Consider the following 19170-nt stretch of genomic DNA (forward strand, 5'->3'; position numbering starts at 1 on the left):
CCTGACGTACGCACGCGGAGGGCGATCCCGGCTCTCGCCGCGCGCGGCCGGGAGGACGGTGCTGTCCGCGCTGTTGACGCACGCGCGGCTTTATGTAAGTGATCGTTCACTGACAATTCGGTGAGAGGATCGACGATGTTCACCCGGCTGATGACGGCCCGCCGCTTTGCCCCGCTGTTCTGGTGCCAGTTTTTCGCCGCCTTCAACGACAATTTCGTGAAGAACGCGATGGCGCTGCTGATCCTCTACGGCATCGCCCATGTGAATGGCGGCGCGCTGGTGACGCTGGCGGGCGGCATCTTCATCCTGCCCTTCTTCCTGTTCTCCAGCCTCGGCGGCCAGCTCGCCGACCGCTATGACAAGGCGCTGATCGCCCGGCGGGTGAAGTTCGCCGAAATCTGGATCGTGCTCATCGCCAGCGCTGGCTTCGTCATCCAGTCCGTCCCGGTGCTGTTCGTCGGCCTGTTCTTCATGGGCACGCTGAGCGCGCTGTTCGGGCCGGTGAAGTACGGCATCCTGCCCGATCACCTCGCCAAGGACGAGCTTGTCTCCGGCAATGCGCTGATCGAGATGGCGACCTTCGCCGCCATTCTGGGTGGCACGGTGGCCGGGGCGCTGGCCTTCACCCATACGGGCGAATGGGCGGTGGCCGGCTTCACCTTCGTGCTGGCGGTGATCGCCTGGCTGGCGGCGCGGGCCATTCCCCACACGCTGCCGGGGGCGCCGGACCTCGTCATCGACCGCAACATCTGGCGCAGCACCATGACGCTGCTCGCCGATATCCGCGCCGACCGGCCGATCTGGCGCGGGGCGCTGATCGTTTCCTGGTTCTGGCTGGTGGGCGCGGTGGTGCTGTCGCTGCTGCCGACGCTGGTGAAGGAGAATGTCGGCGGGGTGGAGGGCGTCGTCACGCTGTTCCTCGTGCTGTTCACCATCGGCGTCGCCATCGGCTCGACGCTGGCCGCCAAGCTGTCGGAAGGCCACATCCTGCTGGCGCTGGTGCCGGTCGCCGGCCTGCTGATGGGCGGCTTCGCCATCGATCTCGCCTTTCTCATGGGCTCGCTCACCCCGGCGGCCGAGCCGATCGGCTGGTATGACTTCCTCACCTCCGGCGCCGGCGTGCACGCCGCCATCGGGCTGATCGGCCTCGCGGCGGCGGGCGGCGCCTTCGTCGTGCCGACCTTCGCCTTCGTGCAGGCGGCGGCGGGCGAGGACCGGCGCGCCCGGGTGATCGCCGGCAACAACGTGCTGAACGCCGCCTTCATGGTGGCCGGCGCGGTCATCGTCGCCGGGCTGCAATTCGCCGGCCTCGGCGCGCCGGCCCTGTTGGGGGTGATCGGCGCGGCGAGCCTCGTCGTCGCCATCTTCGCCGGCCGCGCCTTCCAGGGCCAGGTGATGCGCGACCTGATCAAGCTGGTGTTCCGGCTGCTGTTCCGCGTCGAGGTGACCGGCGCCGAGCATTTGAAGGCCGCCGGCCCCGGCTCGGTGATCGCCATCAACCATGTCAGCTTCCTCGACGCACCGCTCATCATGGCGCTGCTCGACAATGACCCGGTCTTCGCCGTCGACCGCGCCATTGCCGAGGCGTGGTGGGTGAAGCCGTTCCTCAGCCTCGTACGCGCCTTCCCGCTCGATCCGACCAAGCCGATGGCGACCCGCGATCTCATCCGGCAGGTGCAGCAGGGCGAGCAATTGGTGATCTTCCCCGAGGGGCGCATCACCGTCACCGGCTCGATCATGAAGATTTATGACGGCTCGGCGCTGATCGCCGACAAGGCGGACGCCCCGGTCGTTCCGGTGCGGATCGAGGGGCTGGAGCAGACCTATTTCTCCCGCCTCGACGGCCACCAGACCCGCAAGCGCCTGTTCCCCAAGGTGCGCGTCACCATCCTGCCGCCGCGCAAGCTGAAGGTCGACCGCGAATTGTTCGGCCGCAAGCGCCGGCGCGCCGCCGGGGCGGCGCTCTATGACGTGATGAGCGACCTCGTCTTCGAGACCAGCCATACCAATGTGACGGTCTACCAGGCGGTGGAGGACGCGGCGGTGCGGCTCGGCATGGGGCGCATCGTGCTGGAGGACCCGCTCGGCACCATCCTGTCCTATCGCAAGCTGCTGCTGGGCGCCAAGATCCTCGGCGCGAAGCTCGCCGCGCAGTCCGAGCCCGGGGAGAAGGTCGGCGTGCTGCTGCCCAATGCCGCCGGTATCGCCGTGGTGCTCATGGGGCTTTCCCGCCACGGCCGGGTGCCGGTGATGCTGAACTACACCGCCGGCGCCACCAACCTCGTCACCGCCTGCAAGGCGGCGGAGGTGAAGCTGGTGGTGGCCTCGCGCGCCTTCATCGAGAAGGCGCGGCTGGAGGCGGAGGTGGCCGAGCTGGAGAAGCATGTGCGCGTGCTGATGAGCGAGGACATCCGCGCCTCCGTGACCACGCCGGACAAGATAAGGGCCATGCTGCCGCTGCCGGCGCCCACGCCTGCCCATCCCGACGAGCCGGCCTTCGTGCTGTTCACCTCCGGCTCCGAGGGCACGCCCAAGGGCGTGGTGCTGTCCCACCGCAACATTCTGACCAATGTGGCGCAGGTGGCGGCGCGGATCGATTTCTCGCCCGCCGACATCATGTTCAACGTGCTGCCGGTGTTCCATTCCTTCGGGCTCACCGGCGGGCTGGTGCTGCCGATGGTGTCGGGGCTGAAGACCTATCTCTACCCCTCGCCGCTGCACTACCGGATCATCCCGGAACTGGTCTACGCCACCAATGCCACCGCCATTGTCGGCACCGACACCTTCCTCATGGGCTATGCCCGCACCGCCAACCCCTACGACTTCCGCTCGCTGCGCTTCGTGGTGGCGGGCGCCGAGCCGGTGAAGGCGGAGACCCGGCGGGTGTGGATGGAGAAGTTCGGCCACCGCATCCTGGAGGGCTACGGCGTCACCGAATGCGCGCCGGTGCTGGCGGTGAACACGCCGATGTTCAACCGCGTCGGCACGGTGGGGCGCATGCTGCCGGGCATCCAGCACCGGCTGGAGACCATGGCCGGCATCGAGGAGGGCGGGCGGCTGCAGGTGAGCGGGCCGAACGTCATGCTCGGCTATCTCCGCGCCGAGGCGCCGGGCGTGATCGAGCCGCCCGAGCAGGGCTGGTACGACACCGGCGATATCGTCGCCTTCGACGAAGAGGGCTTCGTCGCCATTCGCGGCCGGGTGAAGCGCTTCGCCAAGATCGCCGGCGAGATGATCTCGCTCGCCGCCATCGACACCATGGTCGCGACGCTGCGGCCCGATGCCGAGCATGTGGCGGTGGCGGTGCCGGATGCGCGACGCGGCGAGCGCATCATCCTGATGACCACGGCGCCGGACCTCACCCGCGCCGCCCTGCAGGCGCATGGGCGCGAGCGCGGCGTGACCGAGCTGATGATCCCGGCCGAGATCCTGCGCATGGATGAACTGCCGCTGCTCGGTTCGGGCAAGGTGGACTTCACCAAGGCGCGCAGCATCGCGCTGGAGATGCTGGCCGCGCGCGGGCCGGCCGGGGCGGCTTCTTGAGCCCGCCCGCCGGCGCGCGCCGGGGGCGCGACGGCGCCGACACCCGCGCGCGCATCGAGGCGGTGGCGCTGGAGCTGTTCGCGCAGAAGGGCGTGGCGGGCACCTCGGTGCGCGACATCGCCCTCGGCGTCGGGGTCAGCGAGGGAGCGCTCTACCGGCATTTCGCCTCGAAGGAAAAGCTGGCGCGCGAACTCTTCCTCACCCGCTACGCCGCGCTGGCGGCCGATATCTGCGCCATAGACGCCGCAGAACCGACGCTGGAGAAGAAGCTGCGGGCGGTGGTGACGCTGGCCTGCGGGCTGTTCGATTCCGAACCGGCGCTGTTCGCCTATCTGCTCATCCACCAGCACGAGCATCTCGGTGGGGTGCCGGAGGCGCCGGAGGCCAATGTGGTGGAGGCGGTGGCGCAGATGCTGCGCGGGGCGGACATCCCCGCCGGGCACGTCACCCTCGCCAGCGCCATGGCGCTCGGCTGCGTGGTGCAGCCGGCGGTGTTCGCCCTCTATGGACGACTGGAAGGCCCGCTATCGGCGCGTGCGGAGGAGATTGCGGCGGCGGTGTTGTGCGTGGTGGAGCGGGCGCGCAAGGGCTGAGCGGCACCATCATGCCCGGTCCGGGCCTGTGAACACCGTCATGCCCGGCCTTGGGCCGGGCATGCACGACTTGGCCGGGAGAAAGAGGGGAAGGCGTGGATGGCCGGGCCAAGCCCGGCCATGACGGACCTCGCTTGAAAGACCGTCATCCCGGACGGCCCGCAGGGCTGATCCGGGATCGTGTGCACGAGAGGCGGAAGACGATCCCGGCGCGCGCTTCGCTTGGCCGGGATGACGGCCCATGAATGGACGGCTCCCCTCATCCCAACCCTCGCCCCCGTCGGTGAGAGGGGAAGCGCCCCTCTCAGAACAGCTTCATGCCCGGGGGGATCGGCAGGCCGGCGGTGATCGACTGGGTCTTCTCCTGAACGATGCGGTCGCCCTTGGCGCGGGCTTCCGCATGGGCGGCGACGACCAGGTCTTCCAGGATTTCCGCCTCGTCGGGGTTGAGCAGGCTCGGGTCGATGCGGATGGCCTTGAGCGCGCCCTTGGCCGAGAGCCGCACCGTGACCATGCCGCCGCCGGCGGCGCCGTCGACCTCGACGGTCTCCAGCTCGGCCTGGAGCTGCTCCATCTTGGACTGCATCTCCTTGACCTTGGACATGATGCCGAGAAGGTCTTTCATCCGGGGACTCCTGTGTCAGAATTCGATTTCGTCGTCGGCGCCCGGCCCATCGTCGCGGGCGGCCATCAGATCGGCGTCGGTCATGTCGGCATCGGGGTTGAAGCCACCTGCCGGCTCTTCGGTCGCCAGCGTGCGCACATCGACGATTGAGGCGCCGGGAAACCGCGCCAGCGCCGCCGCCACCAGCGGGTCGGCGCGCACGCCGGTCATCATCGCGTCGCGCTGGGCGGCGGCCTTGTCGGCCAGCGTCGGCTCGCCCTCTTCACGCGAGATCGCCACCAGCCACCGCCGGCCGGTCCATTCCGAGAGCTTCAGCTGAAGCTCCTGGATCAGGTTCGGTGAGCCGCCGGGGGCGAGCGCCACTTCCAGCTTGCCGTCCTCGAAGGAAACAAGACGGAGATTGTTCTCCAGCGCGAATTTGAGCCGCAGGTCGCGCCGGCTTGCCGCGAGGGCGACGAGATCCTCGAAGCACGCCACCGCCATTGCCGGCGCGGCGGTCGCGGGCTGCGGCGCCGCGCCGGCAGGGCGCGGGGCGCTGCGCGCGGCAACGGAAAGATGGCTGGCCGCGCTCGGCGCAGCGGAGGGCAGCGAGGCCGGCGCGGCATAGCTGCGCGGCGCGGTCGCCGCCATGGCCGAACCGCCGCCGCCGGAACCGCCACCCATTCCTGCACCACCGCCGGAAGGCCGGCCGGCGGGCGCTTCGGCGGCGCCGTCGCGCAGGCGTCGCAAGGCTTCGTCCGGCGTCGGCAGGTCACTGGCATAGGCGAGGCGTACCAGCACCATTTCCGCCGCCTGCATCGGCTTGGCCGCCTGCTGCACCTCGGCGAGGCCCTTGGTCAGCATCTGCCAGGCGCGCGAGAGCACCCGCATCGACAGGCCGCGCGCGAAGTCGCGCCCGCGCGTGCGCTCGGCTTCCACCAGGGCGGCATCGTCGCCGGTCTCGGGCAGGATCTTCATGCGGGTGACAAGATGGGTGAATTCGGCGAGGTCGGCGATCACCACCGCCGGGTCGGCGCCGGAATCATATTGCTCGCGCAGTTCGGTCAGCGCCTGGGCGATGTCGCCCTTCATCAGCGCCTCGAACAGGTCGATGACCCGCCCGCGATCGGCGAGGCCGAGCAGCGCCCGCACCTGCTCGCCATGCACCATGCCGCCGGAGGACTGGCTGCCGGAATGGGCGATGGCCTGGTCGAGCAGCGAGAGCGCGTCGCGCACCGAGCCTTCCGCCGCGCGGGCGATGAGGCTCAGCGCCTCGGCGTCGATGTTCACGCCCTCCGCCGTGCAGATGCCGTTGAGATGACGCGCCAGCGTGCCGGCCTCGACGCGGCGCAGGTCGAAGCGCTGGGTGCGCGAGAGCACCGTGACCGGCACCTTGCGGATTTCGGTGGTGGCGAAGATGAACTTCACATGCTCGGGCGGCTCTTCCAGCGTCTTCAGCAGGCCGTTGAAGGCCGCCGTGGAGAGCATGTGCACTTCGTCGATGATGAAGACCTTGTAGCGCGCCAGCACCGGCTTGTAGCGCGCCGCCTCGATGATCTCGCGGATATCGCCGATGCCGGTGTTGGAGGCGGCGTCCATCTCCTGCACATCGACATGACGGCTCTCGATGATGTCGCGGCAGTGGCGGCCGAGCGCCGGCATGTCCAGCGTCGGTTGCCCGCCTCCCACCGGTCCGTCGGCCGGCTCGTAATTGAGCGCGCGGGCGAGGATGCGGGCGGTGGTGGTCTTGCCGACGCCGCGCACGCCGGTGAGGATATAGGCCTGCGCGATGCGCCCGGAAGTGAAGGCATTGCTCAGCGTGCGGACCATCGCCTCCTGGCCGATGAGATCGGCAAAGGTCTGCGGCCGGTATTTGCGGGCGAGCACGCGATACGGCGTCGCGGCAGCGGCGGGCACGGCAGCCGGCACAGCCGGCGCGGCGCCGAGGTCGAAGCCCAGGGGGGCGTCGTCGTCCGCTGTCGCCGGAAAATCGGGGCTGTCCGCGCTCATGGTCCCTCGCTGCTGGCCCCTTCATATCATCGCGCGACACCGATAGGGCAACCGCGCCTATGGCGAGGTGGGGAAAAATCGGCAGGGGAGATGGGGGGAGGGCGTGGCCGCCGGCGCACCGCCAGGCTGGCAAGGGGCGCGCCTCTACATCTGGCGGGCCCTCGCGGCGGGCCATGCTGGACGAGAGGTGGGAGGCTGGACAGAGACCCGATCCGGGCTCGTTGGGGCTGCTTCCTTCCGGACCTGACCCGGTTGGCGAGTGGCTCGTCCACCGCCAACCTCCCGGCGCCTATATCGTCCAGATGCGCCGGGGATGCAAGAGCCGGAAGAGGGCGCAGAGCGCAGGGGCCGGGCAGCCCGGCGCGGGGACGCCTCGCGTTCGCCCCCTCGCCTAGGCATCGTCCTCGGCGAGGGTGTGGGCGACGATCGCATTGGCATGGCCGTGTCCCATCCCATGCTGTTCTTTCAGCAGGGCGACGAGTTCCATGTGCCTGGCCGGGCGCGCGGCGCGCACCAGCGCCTTCCACTCGGCGATCGGCCGGCCGTATTTCGTCTCGATGGAGGGAAAATAGGACGCCGGTCCCTTGATCGTGTCATCGCTCATAGGCGCCGAGTGGGCATGGGGAGACATTACCTGTCAATGCCCGCAAGGGCACCGAGCCCGGCATCGCAAGGGGCCCGGCAAACGCCCGGCCGATCATGGCGCCGCTGCCGGTGGGCGGCCCCTAGGGCATCTCCGCCATCCGGAAAGTCCCCCTCAAACCGTTGTGACCTCGAAACCCTCAACGTTAATTGAGTGGTTCGGCTTAATATCGAATGTTACCAAGAGGTAGATCGCAATAAAGATCGAAGAGACAAGTATCAACCGAAGGAGTGGTAAGTTGTTACGGTCCATCGATGCGGAATCAACTGTATCAAATTGTATCAAATCGAAAGCTATTCATGAATTGGGCGCGATGCCGAGGCGTGCATCGCGACTGCGCGTGGGTCGTCTGGTGGGAGCTGTGGCGCTGGCCATGTCTGCCGGCGCGCTCACCTTGGCCGCGCCGGTGCTCGCACAGACGGCGCCGCCGACTGCGGGCCCGCCCGCTATCATCGCCCCGGCGGAAGAAGGCTACGATCCCCAATCCGGCCAGCCGGGTAAGGATGTGGTGTGGGTGCCGACACCTGACGCGCTGGTCGAGCGCATGCTCGACATGGCCGAGGTCAGCCCCAAAGATCACCTGATCGATCTGGGCTCCGGCGACGGGCGAACGGTGATCGCGGCGGCCGGGCGTGGCCTGCGCGCGCATGGCATCGAGTACAATCCCGATCTCGTCACGCTGGCCCAGCGGCGCGCCGAGGCGGCCGGGGTTGCCGACCGCGCGACCTTCGAGCAGGCCGACATCTTCGAGACGGACTTCTCGAAGGCGCAGGTGCTGACCCTGTTCCTGCTCCCCGAGCTGAATGAGCGGCTGCGCCCGCATATCCTCGAACTGGAGCCCGGAACGCGGGTGGTGTCCAACAGCTTCGCCATGGGCGACTGGGAAGCCGACCGCGTCGACCGGCTGGGCGAGAACTGCCGCGAGTGGTGCACGGCGCTGATGTGGGTCGTGCCCGCCAAGGTCGAGGGCAATTGGCAGCTCGGCGAGCAGCAACTGCAACTCACCCAGCGCTATCAGAAGATCTCGGGCCGTCTCGGCGACGCGCCGATCGAGAATGGCCGCGTGATCGGCAAGGAAGTGCACTTCACCGCCGGCGGGGTCGACTATGTCGGCGCGGTGTTCGGGACCAGCCTCACCGGCACCGCCTCCGAGGGCCCGCTGAGGAACTGGACCGCCGTCCGCAGCTAGCGGGTGACCTATCGCGCCGGCAGGGCGGCCGCAGGGCCGCCCTTGCGCCGTCGCGCGTCCGCTGCCGTCGCGCCCGCTGCCTTTCCCGACCGTGAAAACTGGAGAGCCCCGTGAAGCTCATCGCGATTCCCCGCGAACCCGCCGGGACGACCACCCATGCCGTGCCGGCGGCGCCGGGGGCACCGAAGGCGAGCCTCTCGACGCTGGACGGCATCGCCATGCTCGTCGGCATCGTTGTGGGCATCGGTATCTTTCGCACGCCGCAGATCGTCGCCCTGAACGTGTCCAGCGAATGGGCCTTTGTGGGCTTCTGGCTGATCGGCGGCGCGGTGACGCTCATCGGCGCCTTCGTCTACGCCGAACTGGGGTCCGCCTATCCCCACGCCGGTGGCGAGTACCATTATCTTCGCCGGGCGCTGGGGCGGCACGTGGCGCTGCTGTTCGCCTGGGCGCGCCTCACGGTGATCCAGACCGGTGCCATTGCCGCCGTCGCCTTCGTGTTCGGCGACTATGCGCAAGGGGTGCTGCCGCTGGGCCCATGGGGTGCGGCGCTCTACGCGGCCGGGGCGATCGTGGTCTTCACCGCCATCAATCTGGGCAGTTCGAAGCAGAGCCGGACGATCCAGCTCGTCTTCACCATCTTCACCATCCTCGCCGTCCTCGCCATCGCCGGCTCCGGACTGGCGCTGGGCAGTGCCCCGACGCCGGTGCCCGCACCGGATGCCGGCTCGGCGAGCGGCGCCTTCGGGCTCGCCATGGTGCTGATATTGCTGACCTATGGCGGCTGGAACGAAGTCGCCTATCTCTCCGGCGAGATGAAGGATGTCCGGCGCAACATGCCCCGGGTACTGGTGACGAGCGTGGCGATCATCACCGCGCTCTATTTCCTCGTAAATCTCGCCTATCTCAACGTGCTCGGCCTCGACGGATTGCGGGCCAGCGACGTGGTGGCGGCCGATACGCTGCAGCAACTCTTCGGCTCGGGCGCCTCGCTGGCCGTGGCGCTGCTGGTGTGCTTCGCCGCGCTGAGCACGATGAACGCGACGATCTTCACCGGCGCGCGGCTGTATTATTCGCTTGGGCGCGAATTGCCGCTGCTGGGCCGCATCGGGCTGTGGGAGGAGCGCAGCAACATGCCGGTCAACGCCATTCTCGCCCAGAGCGCGATCGCGCTTGTGCTGGTGATTTTCGGCGCAGGTACACGGGTGGGGTTCCAGGCCATGGTCGAATATACCGCGCCGGTATTCTGGTTCTTCCTGCTGCTGGTCGGGGTGTCATTCTTCATCCTCCGGCGGCGCGACCGCAGCCGCTCCGACCGCTTCCGCGCGCCGCTCTATCCTCTGACCCCGGCGCTGTTCTGCCTGACCTGCGCCTACCTGCTCTATGCCAGCATCGCCTACACCGGCTATGGCGCACTGGTCGGGGTCGGCGTGCTGCTGGCAGGCGTGCCCTTCATCCGGCTGGGCACCGCCCCGGCGAAGGCCGCGTGAGGCGGGTGCATGCCGTCGCGGCTACGGCCCATCGGGGAGCCGTGAACCGCGCCGTCAGCGCCCGATGTACCGACGGTTAGAACGGAGCGCAGCGGTACGCGGGTTCACGGCCGATGGTCGAGCGGGAGTTGCATAACGTATATTTGAGTATTATTTTGGGCTCATCGTGAAGTTTCGAGAGCGAGCGCATGGAATTGATCCAGGGTGCGTGCGGATAGATGATTGAGCGGACGGAAGCCAATCGTTCCGCCGAGAGGCCATTAATCACGGTGGTGATGGCCGTTTACCGCGAGCCCGCGCAGATGGCGCGATGTGCGCTGCGGAGCGTGCTGGACCAGACATGGTCGCCATTCGAGATCATCATCGTCAATGACAGCGGCCTCCCGCGTGCCGAAATATCGGACCTCGCCGAGCTTGATCGACGCATCCGCGTCATTGATCATCCCGAGAACAGAGGCGGCGCCGCCGCGTACAATACCGGCATAGATGCGGCGCGCGGAGAGCTGATCGCCTTCATCGATGCGGATGATGTATGGTATCCAAATAAGCTGGAGACCCAGCTGGATGTCGACGGTGACCGCACCGGGTGCTTCTTCGCTTCCAACTGCATGCTGGTTTGGAAGGGGGGGGCGGCAGCTGTGTAATCCGACACCTCCCGACCTTCATGCGTCCTTCAGCCGGTTTCTGCTTCGGGACGGCGGAGCGCTCCAATCATCCACTTTGATTGTTCCCACGGAAATTGCCAGGCGGGTCCGCTACACCTCCGGTCTCAGGCGCCATGTGGACTGGGATTTCGTTCTTAGGTTGCAACAGGCTGGCGTTCGTCTCGTCTATGAGCACGAGGCACTGTCGGATTATGTCCTGAGCGACAGGCCCGACCGCGTCAGCCTGCAGAAGAAGTCGTATCTTGTGTCGGTCGAATGGTTCAGATCGACCGGGGATCTCGTACCGGCCGCTGACCAGCAGTATTTTTTCTTTCGCAATTACCCGATGCTGGGGGTCTTACGAGCACCGCTCTCCATGGGCATCGCCACAGTGCAGGTCATCGCGCTCAGTCCTGTCAACGGAGTGAGGGAAGCCGTTCTGGCGGTGTGGCGCGCGTTTCACCGTCGGTTGCGGCCTTCGGTTGCCGACCCGAGCGTGCGCTGACGCCTGCCGCACTCAGCGGCTCAGCATTCCCTTCACCAGCGCGTAGACCGCCTTGACCCGCTCCTCATTGGGGTAGTTGCGGTTGGCCAGCACGACGACGCCGAGTTTTTCCGCCGGCAGCATCACCACATAGGAGCCGAAGCCGTTGGTGGAGCCGGTCTTGTTGATGAAGCTCGCCAGAGCCGGTGGGGAGGGCGGGTCGAGCCGGGTGATCGGCTGCGGTTTTGTCGCCATGTCGGGGGCGTTTCCCTTCAGCAGCCGGTCGAGGCCGACCGGCCAGGGATAGCGCTCCCAGATCATCTCCTGCACATAGTTCGCGGTCTCGAAATAGCCGGTATGGGTCCGGGCGAGCGCCTGGGCGATGTCCGGCGCCACCTCGCCCACGCCCATATTGGCGTCGAGGAAGGCGAGCATGTCGAGCGCGGTGGAGGTGACCCCATAGGCTTCCATCGCCAGTGGCGCCGGGGTGACGCGGGCGGGCTTGTTCGCCTTGGTGTAGCCCATGGCATAGCGGGCCATCGCGTCATCGGGCACCTCGACATAGGTGCTCTTCAGGCCGAGCAGCGGGAACAGGTCGCGCTCCACCGCGCGGGGAAAGCTGATACCGAGCGCCGTGGCGGTGACGAGGCCGAGCACGCCGATGCTGATGTTGGAATAGGCGCGGCGTGTGGCCGGAGGCGCCGCCGGCTTCCAGGCGGCAAGCCACTCGACCAGCTCCTTCTCGTTGCGGATGCTGTCGGGAAGCTGCAGCGGCATCCCGCCTGTCGCATGGGTGGCCAGATCGAGCGGGGTGAGCGCGCCGAAGGCCGTGCCCGTAAGCCTCTGGGCCACATCGGCGATCGGGGCCCCGAGGTCGAGCCGGCCGCGCTGCGCCGCCAGGGCCGCCAGCGCCACGGTGAAGGTCTTGCTCACCGAGCCGAGTTCGAACAGCGTGTCGCCATCCACCGGCTGTCCGTCCTTGCGGGCGGTGTTGCCGATGGCGAGGATTTCGTGCTGCCCGTTGCGGGTGAGGCCGACCACGAGGCCGGGAATGTCGTTGGCCTTGGCGAGGGCGCTGAAGATCGGCGGCGCCACCTTGCCGAAATCCGCCGCCTGCGCCCGCGCCGGCAGCGCCGACGCGGCGAGCGGCAGCAGGGCGGAGGCGAGAACGGCGCGGCGGGACAGGACGGTCATGGGGTCTCCTCGGCACGGACAGCCCGGCTTGGGGCCGTTTCCGACCAGATGCAACGACCGGGTCGGCAAGGGCACTGCAATCGACGAACCGGAGAGGCTTTAGCCGGCGAATGTGTCCGTCGCGCGGATCAGCCGGTCGAGAATCCCCGGTTCGGAATAGGCATGGCCGGCGCCCTCGATCAGGTGAAGCTCGGCGTCGGTCCAGATCTTCGAGAGCTCCCACGCATAGCGGGCCGGGCAGGGCATGTCGTAGCGCCCATGCACGATGACGCCGGGAATGCCCTTCAGCCGGTGGGCGTCGTCCAGCAGCTGGCGCTCGCGCAGCCAGGCCTTGTGAAAGAAATAGTGGTTCTCGATACGGGCGAAGGCCAGCGCGAAATGCCCGTCGCTGAAGGCCGCCGTGAAGCCGGGGTCCGGCAGCAAGGTGATGGTCTGGCCTTCCCAGCTCGACCAGGCCTTCGCGGCTTCCAGCTTTGCCGCCTCATCGTCGCCGGTGAGGAGGGCGCGATAGGCGCTTATGGGGTCGGCGCGTTGTTCGTCGGTCTCCAGCACGCCGAGGAAGCGCTGCCATTTGTCGGGGAACATCTCCGACACGCCGAAGCGGTAATACCAGTCGAGCTCGGCCTGGGTGAGGGTGTAGACGCCGCGAAGGATGAGTTCGCTGACGCGCTCCGGGTGGGTTTGCGCATAGGCGAGCGCCAGCGTCGAGCCCCAGGAGCCGCCGAAAACCTGCCATGTCTCGAAGCCGAAGCGGGTGCGCAGGCGTTCGATATCGGCGACGAGGTCCCAGGTGGTGTTGTGCGCCAGCTCCGCATAGGGCGTGGAGCGTCCGCAGCCGCGCTGGTCGAACAGGATCACCTCGTAGCGGGCGGGATCGAACAGCGAGCGGTGGGCGGGCGAGATGCCGCCGCCCGGCCCGCCATGCAGGAACACGGCGGGCTTGCCGCCCGGGGTCCCCGCGCGCTCCCAGTAGATGGAATGGCCGTTGCCGACATCGAGCATGCCGGTCTCGAACGGCTCGATCGGCGGGTAGAGGGTGCGCAGTTCGCTCATCTCGGATTCCGTGTGGACGGGGCCTATGGTCTAGCGAGCGCCCATGAAGATGAAGGGCGGCGTGTCGCGGAACGCACCGGTGGCGTTGCCGGAATAAATGTTGGTCTGGTTGGGCCCGAGGTCGAGCTTTTTAACGGTGCCGCTTTCGGCCGAGAAGTCGATCTGGTCGAGACGGACCCAGAACGTATTAGGCGTCAACGCCGATTCAAAGAAGTACAGCCGGCGCTTGTGGTCGACAACCGAGCGCCAGCGGGTGGAGGAAACGAAGGGCTGGTCGGGCGTGTTCAGCCCATACGGCACGGAGACGTTGCGGATGACGCTGAAAACGCTGGCGAGGGCGATATCGGGGTCGGTCTCCTGCGGCACCGCCCCGACATAGAAGGCGGCGCGGGCGAAACGGTCGGCGGCGCGATTGGTCCCCGGCAGAAAGGTGAGCCCGCCAATGTCCCGCCAGTAACTGGCGAGGGCCAGTTGCTGGTCGTAGCTCGGCGAGTTGGTCATCACCTGGTGCTGCCGGCCGTGATAGATGACCTGCCGGCCGCCAATATATTCCAGCACCGCGCTGTCGCCGGTCGGGTCGGAGATGGCCATGTGCAGCGTGGCAAGGCGCGAACCATCCGGCAGGTCGGCCGTCACCACGGTGAAGGGCTCCTTCTCCAGCGCCGCCACCGCCTCCGCCACGCTGGCGAAATTGTCCAGCACGTACTGGCCCCAGAGCGAGATCGCGAGAGTGGGCGTGCCGCTGTCGGCCGGCGGGTATTCGCTCTCGGTGAGCCACAGCACATTAGCGGCGAGCCCATTCTCGTTCACCCCGTCGACGGTGGCGATGTCGAAGCCGGTGGCCACCAGGCTGCCGAAACGCGCCGTCCAGCGGATGGAGTTCGGCCCGGCCTTGCCCTCGCGGGCGATGCCGCGCGGCAGGATCCACAGATTGGTGGGGATGTTGTCCTTCCAGTCCATGGAGCGGGCGGTGACGATGTTTCCCTCCGGCCCAAGATAGACCAGCCGGGTGCAGGCCAGCGCCGGGAAGGCGCCGGCGATCAGGGGGCCGGCGGCGACGAGGGCTGCGAGAACCGGCGCGAGCAGGCGGGCGGCAAGCGTCATGTCTGGGCTCCTCTTGGGTCGGCGCGCCGCGTTACGAGACGCGCGCCCCGCGCAGGCTCGGCAGCAGGAAGGCGAGCAGGCCGAAGGCGGGAAGGAAGGCGCAGACCTGATAGACCGCGTCGATGCCGTAGCGATCGGCGAACAGCCCGAGCGCCGCCGCCGCCAGCCCGCCAAGGCCGAACACCAGCCCGTAGAAGAACCCGCCGACAAGGCCGATGCGGTGCGGCATCAGCTCGATGGCGTAGACGAGGATGGCGGCGAAGGCGCTCGACATGACGAGGTTGATGATCACCGTCAGCACGCCGGTCCAGAACAGCCCGGCATAGGGCAGGGCGAGGGCGAAGGGCAGGGCGCCGAGGATCGAGAACCAGATGATCTTGTTGCGCCCGATGCGGTCTCCCAGCATGCCGCCGAACAAGACGCCCGCCGCTGAGGAGACGAGGAACAGGAACAGCATGAGCTGCGAGGCCTGCACCGACACGCCGAAGCGTTCGATCAAATAGAAGGTGTAGAACGAGGTGAAGCTCGCGGTATAGGCGGTCTTCGAGCACAGCAGCACGATCAGGATCGCCAGCGGGAAGGCCACCGCGCGGAACGGCCGGTGCGCCACTTCGGCCTCGGCGGCATGGCCCGGCCTGCGCAGCGGCACGGCCAGCGCGCTGTGCCGGGCGGTCCATGCCAGCAGCGGCATGGCGAGGAGGGCGGCGGCGCAGAACCAGGCGAGACTGGTCTGACCGTTGGGAACGATGATGAACGCCGCCAGCAGCGGCCCGATGGCGCCGCCGGTCTGCCCGCCGACCTGGAAAAGCCCCTGCGCGAAGCCGTGGCGCCCGCCGGACGCCTTGCGCGCCATGCGCGTCGCTTCCGGGTGGAAAATCGACGAGCCGATACCCACGCACGCGGCCGCGAGCAGCAGCAGCGGGTAGGTGCCGGCATGGGCAAGGCCGACGAGACCGATGAGGGTGAAACCCATGCCCGCCACGGTCGAATAGGGCAAGGGATGGCGGTCGGTGTACAGGCCGATCACCGGCTGCAGCAGTGAGGCGGAGATCTGGAAGGTGAGGGTGATGACGCCGATCTGGCCGAAATCCAGCGCATAGGCCGCCTTGATGAGCGGGTAGATCGCCGGGATCAGCGACTGGATCATGTCGTTGAGGAAATGCGCCGCGCTGAGCGCGACCAGTACCGGCATGGCGGTGCGGCGCAGGGAGTCGGCGGGCACGTTCAGGGTCATGGCACTGTACTTCGGCGGACGCGGCGGCCCCATCAGTAGGACAAAGCGCCGCCCGCGACAAATGCCGCGCGCCGAGCGCGCATCCATTGAAGGCGGCACGGCCCGCCCTGCCACAGCTCGCTTCAGGGCGATGGAAACCCGTCCCCGGCGGGGTTATAGCTTGCCGGCGCCCGCGATCCGGCCGGGCCTGGGAGCTGCTGCGACGATGAGCAACGCCTCGACCTTTCTCCTGGACCCACGGCTGGAGGCCGACAGCTTCCCGGTGATCGACCTGCCGCTCGCCACCGTGCGGCTGATGGACGATGCCCGCTTTCCCTGGGTTATCCTGGTGCCGCGCCGCCCCGGCCTTGCCGACCTGATCGACCTCGAGGGGGAGGAGCGCGCCACGCTGACACGCGAGATCGACGCGGTGAGCCGGGCGCTGAAGTCCCTCACCGGCTGCGACAAGCTGAATGTCGCGGCGCTGGGCAACATGGTGCGCCAGCTGCACATCCATGTCATCGCCCGCTTCGAGGGCGATGCCGCCTGGCCGGCCGCGGTGTGGGGCTCCGGCGGCGAGCGGAGCACCTATGCCGCGCCGCAGGCGATGCTGCTGGCCGGCCAGCTGCGCGGGGCGCTGGCCCAATGAGCGACAACGCCGCGACCGACGCCTCGACCGAAGCCTCTCTCGGCCTATGGCCGCATCTTGGCTACACCGGCGCGCGGCTGGATCGCGCCGGGCTGCGGCGCGGCGAGATGGAGAGCTTCCTGCGCGATCCCCGCGCCCGAACCTGCCTCATCGCCGGCGAAAGCGTGGTGCTGCGCCGCAAGCCGGGCTTCATCGCCGGGCTGGAGGAAGGCCCGGATTCCTGCACCGCCCTTTTCCCGCTGCAAGAGGCGGTGGCGCTGGGCGGCCGGCTCGGCGAGGCGTGCCTGCTCGGTCTGGAGGGCGAGGTGCCGCATCTGGTTCTGCCGCTGCCCGCCGCCGCGCTGGGCGTGCTCACCGAGCCGCCGGAGACGCGGCCCGACCTTCTCGTCACCGATTTGCGCAGCATCGCGGTGCGGGAACTGGCGAGCGTGGAGGAGATCGGCCAGCTCGCCACGGCGAAGGCGATGCTGGCCTGGCACGCGCGGCGCAGCTTCTGCTCCAATTGCGGCGAGCGGCTCGTCGTGGCGGAAGCCGGCTGGCGGCGCGAATGCCCGACGTGCGGCACCCAGCACTTTCCGCGCACCGATCCGGTGGTGATCATGCTGACGGTCGACGGCGACGACTGCCTGCTCGGCCGCTCCGCCCGCTTCGCCCCGGGCATGTGGTCCTGCCTCGCCGGCTTCGTCGAGCCGGGCGAGACCTTCGAGGACGCGGTGCGGCGCGAGACGCTGGAGGAAACGGGCGTCGCCACCGGGGCGGTGCGCTATCTCTGCTCGCAGCCCTGGCCGTTCCCGATGTCGGTGATGACCGGCTTCCACGCGCAGGCGACCTCGCGCGCCATCACCATCGACCCGAACGAACTGGAAGCCGCGCGCTGGTTCTCCCGCGACGAGGCGCGGCTGCTGCTCACCCGCACCCACCCGGAGGGCCTGATGGCCCCGCCGCGCATGGCCATCGCCCACCATCTGCTGCGGGCCTTCGTGGAAGGGCGCGATCCGCCGGCGGGATGAGGCTGTTCATCGCCGGACAGTACACACGCTCCAGGGAGATCAAGGGACGGGTTAGCTCCCCGCCTGAGCGACGTCATCCTGAGGTGCCCGGCCATAGGCCGGGCCTCGAAGGATGTCGCGGGAGGCGCGCCCGGAACCCCATCCTTCGAGGCTCGCTGCGCTCGCACCTCAGGATGACGCTGATGCGGGTGGGCAGGTCCGGGACGACGGATGGCTGCATCGCTACCCCAGGTACGCTGTCATCCCCCGGCTGGGCCCGGGGATCCATGACGGCTGCTGCGGGCCTTCGTGGAAGGGCGCGACCCGCCGGCGGGGTGAGGGGGCTCCGCGCGATCCAGGGAAGCCGTCATCCCGGCCGAAGCGAAGCGGAGAGCCGGGATCGCCTGCCGGGATCGCTCCTGTGGGGCACGGTCCCGGATCGGCCTTTGGCCGTCCGGGACGACGGTCATCGTCTGGGTTGCCGGGCAATGGTAGCAAGGACCGCTGTTGCTCGCCTCAATCCCGCGTCCAGGGCCGGAAATGCTTGGAGAGCTTCAGGCCCTGCGCCTGGTAGTTCGAGCCGAGGCCCTCGCCGTAGAGCGTGCGCGGGCGCTCCAGCATGTTCTCATAGACGAGGCGGCCGACGATCTGGCCGTCTTCCAGGATGAACGGCACCTCGCGCGAGCGCACTTCCAGCACGGCGCGGGCGCCGGTTCCGCCCGCCGCGTCATGGCCGAAGCCGGGGTCGAAGAAGCCGGCATAATGCACGCGGAACTCGCCCACCAGCGGGTCGAACGGCACCATTTCTGCCGCGTGGCTGGGCGGCACATGCACCGCTTCTTTGGAGGCGAGGATGTAGAAGGCGTCGGGGTCCAGCACCAGCTCGCGCCGGCCGCGCGTCACCAGCGGCTCCCAGAAATCCTCGACCTCGCAGGCGGCGCGGCGGTCGACGTCGATCACCCCGGTATGGCGCTTGGCGCGGAAGCCGAGCAGCCCGCCAAAACCCTCGCCCGAGAGATCGACGCTCACCGCGATGCCGCCGCCGGCGACATCGGCCAGCGGGCTGTCGACCAGCCGCTCGGCGGCGTTCAGCGCGGCGATGCCGGCCTCGTCCAGCCGCGCGTCGCCGCGGCGGAAGCGGATCTGCGACAGGCGCGAGCCGCGCCGCACGAGGATGGGGAAGGTGCGCGGGCTGATTTCCAGATAGAGCTTGCCCTCATAGCCGGCGGGCACGATGTCGAAGGCGCGCGAGCGGTCGGCAATGACGCGGGTGAACACGTCGAGCCGACCGGTGGAGCTTTTCGGGTTGGCCGAGGCGGCGATGTCGGCGGGCAGCGCCAGCGCCTCCTCCAGCTCCACGAGATAGACGCAGCCGGTTTCCAGCACCTCGCCGCCGGTGAGATCGAGCTGGTGCAGGCCGAGGCGGGTGAGGCGCTCCGCCACCGTCTCGCGGGGGCCGGGCAGGAAGCTGGCGCGGATGCGCCAGGCGACCGGGCCGAGGCGCAGGTCGAGGCTCGCCGGCTGCACCTGGTCGGCATCGAAGGGACGGGCGAGGCGAATGGCGCCGTGCGCCGCCAACGCCTCTATGGCGTGGCCGGGCAGGATGCCTTCGCCGCTCAGACCTGAATCCGCCACGCGCGTCGCTCCGCTGATGATCGCTCGTTCAACCGTGCCGCTGGCTTTAGCGGACGCGCCCCGGCGCGCCAAGCCGTTTAACCAGTCCCTTGACCAAGTCCCTTGACGGGAAGTCCGGCCCAGGAGTAAGCGG

The 19170-nt window shown here is 68.5% G+C and carries 16 protein-coding genes and 1 other RNA gene; 8 read left to right on the forward strand and 9 right to left on the reverse strand.

Going from position 1 to position 19170, the window contains the following annotated elements; translation table 11 throughout:
• Positions 1 to 135: 135 nt before the first annotated feature.
• Together ACQY76_RS09895 and ACQY76_RS09900 are read left to right on the forward strand one after the other, a co-directional pair.
• Positions 136 to 3543, forward strand: a complete 3408-nt coding sequence (locus ACQY76_RS09895; RefSeq protein WP_428032701.1) for an acyl-[ACP]--phospholipid O-acyltransferase — start codon at positions 136 to 138, stop codon at positions 3541 to 3543.
• Positions 3540 to 4136, forward strand: coding sequence for a TetR/AcrR family transcriptional regulator (locus tag ACQY76_RS09900; protein WP_428032702.1), 597 nt, complete (start codon positions 3540 to 3542; stop codon positions 4134 to 4136). The genes ACQY76_RS09895 and ACQY76_RS09900 overlap by 4 nt, the downstream gene beginning before the upstream one ends.
• A gap of 304 nt (positions 4137 to 4440) precedes the next feature.
• Here ACQY76_RS09900 and ACQY76_RS09905 read toward each other — a convergent pair whose 3' ends face one another.
• From ACQY76_RS09905 to ACQY76_RS09920, 4 genes are all read right to left on the reverse strand, one after another.
• Positions 4441 to 4761, reverse strand: a complete 321-nt coding sequence (locus ACQY76_RS09905) for a YbaB/EbfC family nucleoid-associated protein (RefSeq protein WP_428032703.1) — start codon at positions 4759 to 4761, stop codon at positions 4441 to 4443.
• Between the two features lie 15 nt (positions 4762 to 4776).
• Positions 4777 to 6750 carry a DNA polymerase III subunit gamma/tau gene (locus ACQY76_RS09910; protein WP_428032704.1) on the reverse strand — a complete coding sequence of 658 codons (1974 nt, stop codon included), beginning with the start codon at positions 6748 to 6750 and terminating at the stop codon, positions 4777 to 4779.
• Positions 6751 to 6936: 186 nt separating this feature from the next.
• Positions 6937 to 7034, reverse strand: an RNA gene (ffs, locus tag ACQY76_RS09915) — signal recognition particle sRNA small type.
• A gap of 107 nt (positions 7035 to 7141) precedes the next feature.
• Positions 7142 to 7354, reverse strand: coding sequence for a DUF4287 domain-containing protein (locus ACQY76_RS09920; RefSeq protein ID WP_428032705.1), 213 nt, complete (start codon positions 7352 to 7354; stop codon positions 7142 to 7144).
• Positions 7355 to 7706: 352 nt separating this feature from the next.
• Here ACQY76_RS09920 and ACQY76_RS09925 point away from each other — a divergent pair, with 352 nt between their 5' ends.
• The 4 genes from ACQY76_RS09925 to ACQY76_RS09940 all read left to right on the forward strand — a co-directional run bounded on the left by ACQY76_RS09925 (position 7707) and on the right by ACQY76_RS09940 (position 11221).
• The gene (locus ACQY76_RS09925; RefSeq protein ID WP_428032706.1) at positions 7707 to 8582 is read left to right on the forward strand and encodes an SAM-dependent methyltransferase; all 876 of its coding nucleotides are present in this window, start codon (positions 7707 to 7709) and stop codon (positions 8580 to 8582) included.
• Between the two features lie 110 nt (positions 8583 to 8692).
• Positions 8693 to 10072: an APC family permease gene (locus ACQY76_RS09930; protein WP_428032707.1), complete on the forward strand. Its 1380-nt coding sequence runs from the start codon at positions 8693 to 8695 to the stop codon at positions 10070 to 10072.
• A gap of 218 nt (positions 10073 to 10290) precedes the next feature.
• Entirely contained in the window at positions 10291 to 10716 is a 426-nt protein-coding gene (locus tag ACQY76_RS09935) for a glycosyltransferase family 2 protein (protein ID WP_428032708.1), read from the forward strand.
• A 136-nt stretch (positions 10717 to 10852) separates the two neighbouring features.
• Complete coding sequence (locus tag ACQY76_RS09940) at positions 10853 to 11221, forward strand: hypothetical protein (protein WP_428032709.1); 369 nt, start codon at positions 10853 to 10855, stop codon at positions 11219 to 11221.
• A 12-nt stretch (positions 11222 to 11233) separates the two neighbouring features.
• On the opposite strand, the gene ampC is transcribed toward ACQY76_RS09940, so the two are convergent.
• The 4 genes from ampC to ACQY76_RS09960 form a co-directional block, all read right to left on the reverse strand.
• Positions 11234 to 12394, reverse strand: a complete 1161-nt coding sequence (ampC, locus tag ACQY76_RS09945; RefSeq protein WP_428032710.1) for a class C beta-lactamase — start codon at positions 12392 to 12394, stop codon at positions 11234 to 11236.
• A gap of 99 nt (positions 12395 to 12493) precedes the next feature.
• Positions 12494 to 13447, reverse strand: coding sequence for a prolyl aminopeptidase (pip, locus tag ACQY76_RS09950; RefSeq protein ID WP_428032711.1), 954 nt, complete (start codon positions 13445 to 13447; stop codon positions 12494 to 12496).
• 30 nt (positions 13448 to 13477) lie between these two features.
• Positions 13478 to 14551 (reverse strand): linear amide C-N hydrolase, encoded by a 1074-nt coding sequence (locus tag ACQY76_RS09955; RefSeq protein ID WP_428032712.1) that lies wholly within the window; start codon positions 14549 to 14551, stop codon positions 13478 to 13480.
• A gap of 31 nt (positions 14552 to 14582) precedes the next feature.
• Complete coding sequence (locus tag ACQY76_RS09960) at positions 14583 to 15785, reverse strand: MFS transporter (protein ID WP_428032713.1); 1203 nt, start codon at positions 15783 to 15785, stop codon at positions 14583 to 14585.
• A gap of 205 nt (positions 15786 to 15990) precedes the next feature.
• Between ACQY76_RS09960 and ACQY76_RS09965 the strand changes: the two genes are divergently transcribed.
• Both ACQY76_RS09965 and nudC read left to right on the forward strand, forming a co-directional pair.
• Entirely contained in the window at positions 15991 to 16413 is a 423-nt protein-coding gene (locus tag ACQY76_RS09965; RefSeq protein WP_428032714.1) for an HIT domain-containing protein, read from the forward strand.
• A complete protein-coding gene (nudC, locus tag ACQY76_RS09970; protein ID WP_428032715.1) occupies positions 16410 to 17423 on the forward strand; it encodes an NAD(+) diphosphatase in 1014 nt (337 codons plus the stop codon). The genes ACQY76_RS09965 and nudC overlap by 4 nt, the downstream gene beginning before the upstream one ends.
• A gap of 495 nt (positions 17424 to 17918) precedes the next feature.
• Here nudC and ACQY76_RS09975 read toward each other — a convergent pair whose 3' ends face one another.
• Positions 17919 to 19037, reverse strand: a complete 1119-nt coding sequence (locus ACQY76_RS09975) for a 2'-deoxycytidine 5'-triphosphate deaminase (protein WP_428032716.1) — start codon at positions 19035 to 19037, stop codon at positions 17919 to 17921.
• Between the last annotated feature and the right edge of the window lie 133 nt (positions 19038 to 19170).

The sequence above is a fragment of the Ancylobacter sp. genome, from assembly GCF_965279025.1.
GTDB lineage: Bacteria > Pseudomonadota > Alphaproteobacteria > Rhizobiales > Xanthobacteraceae > Ancylobacter.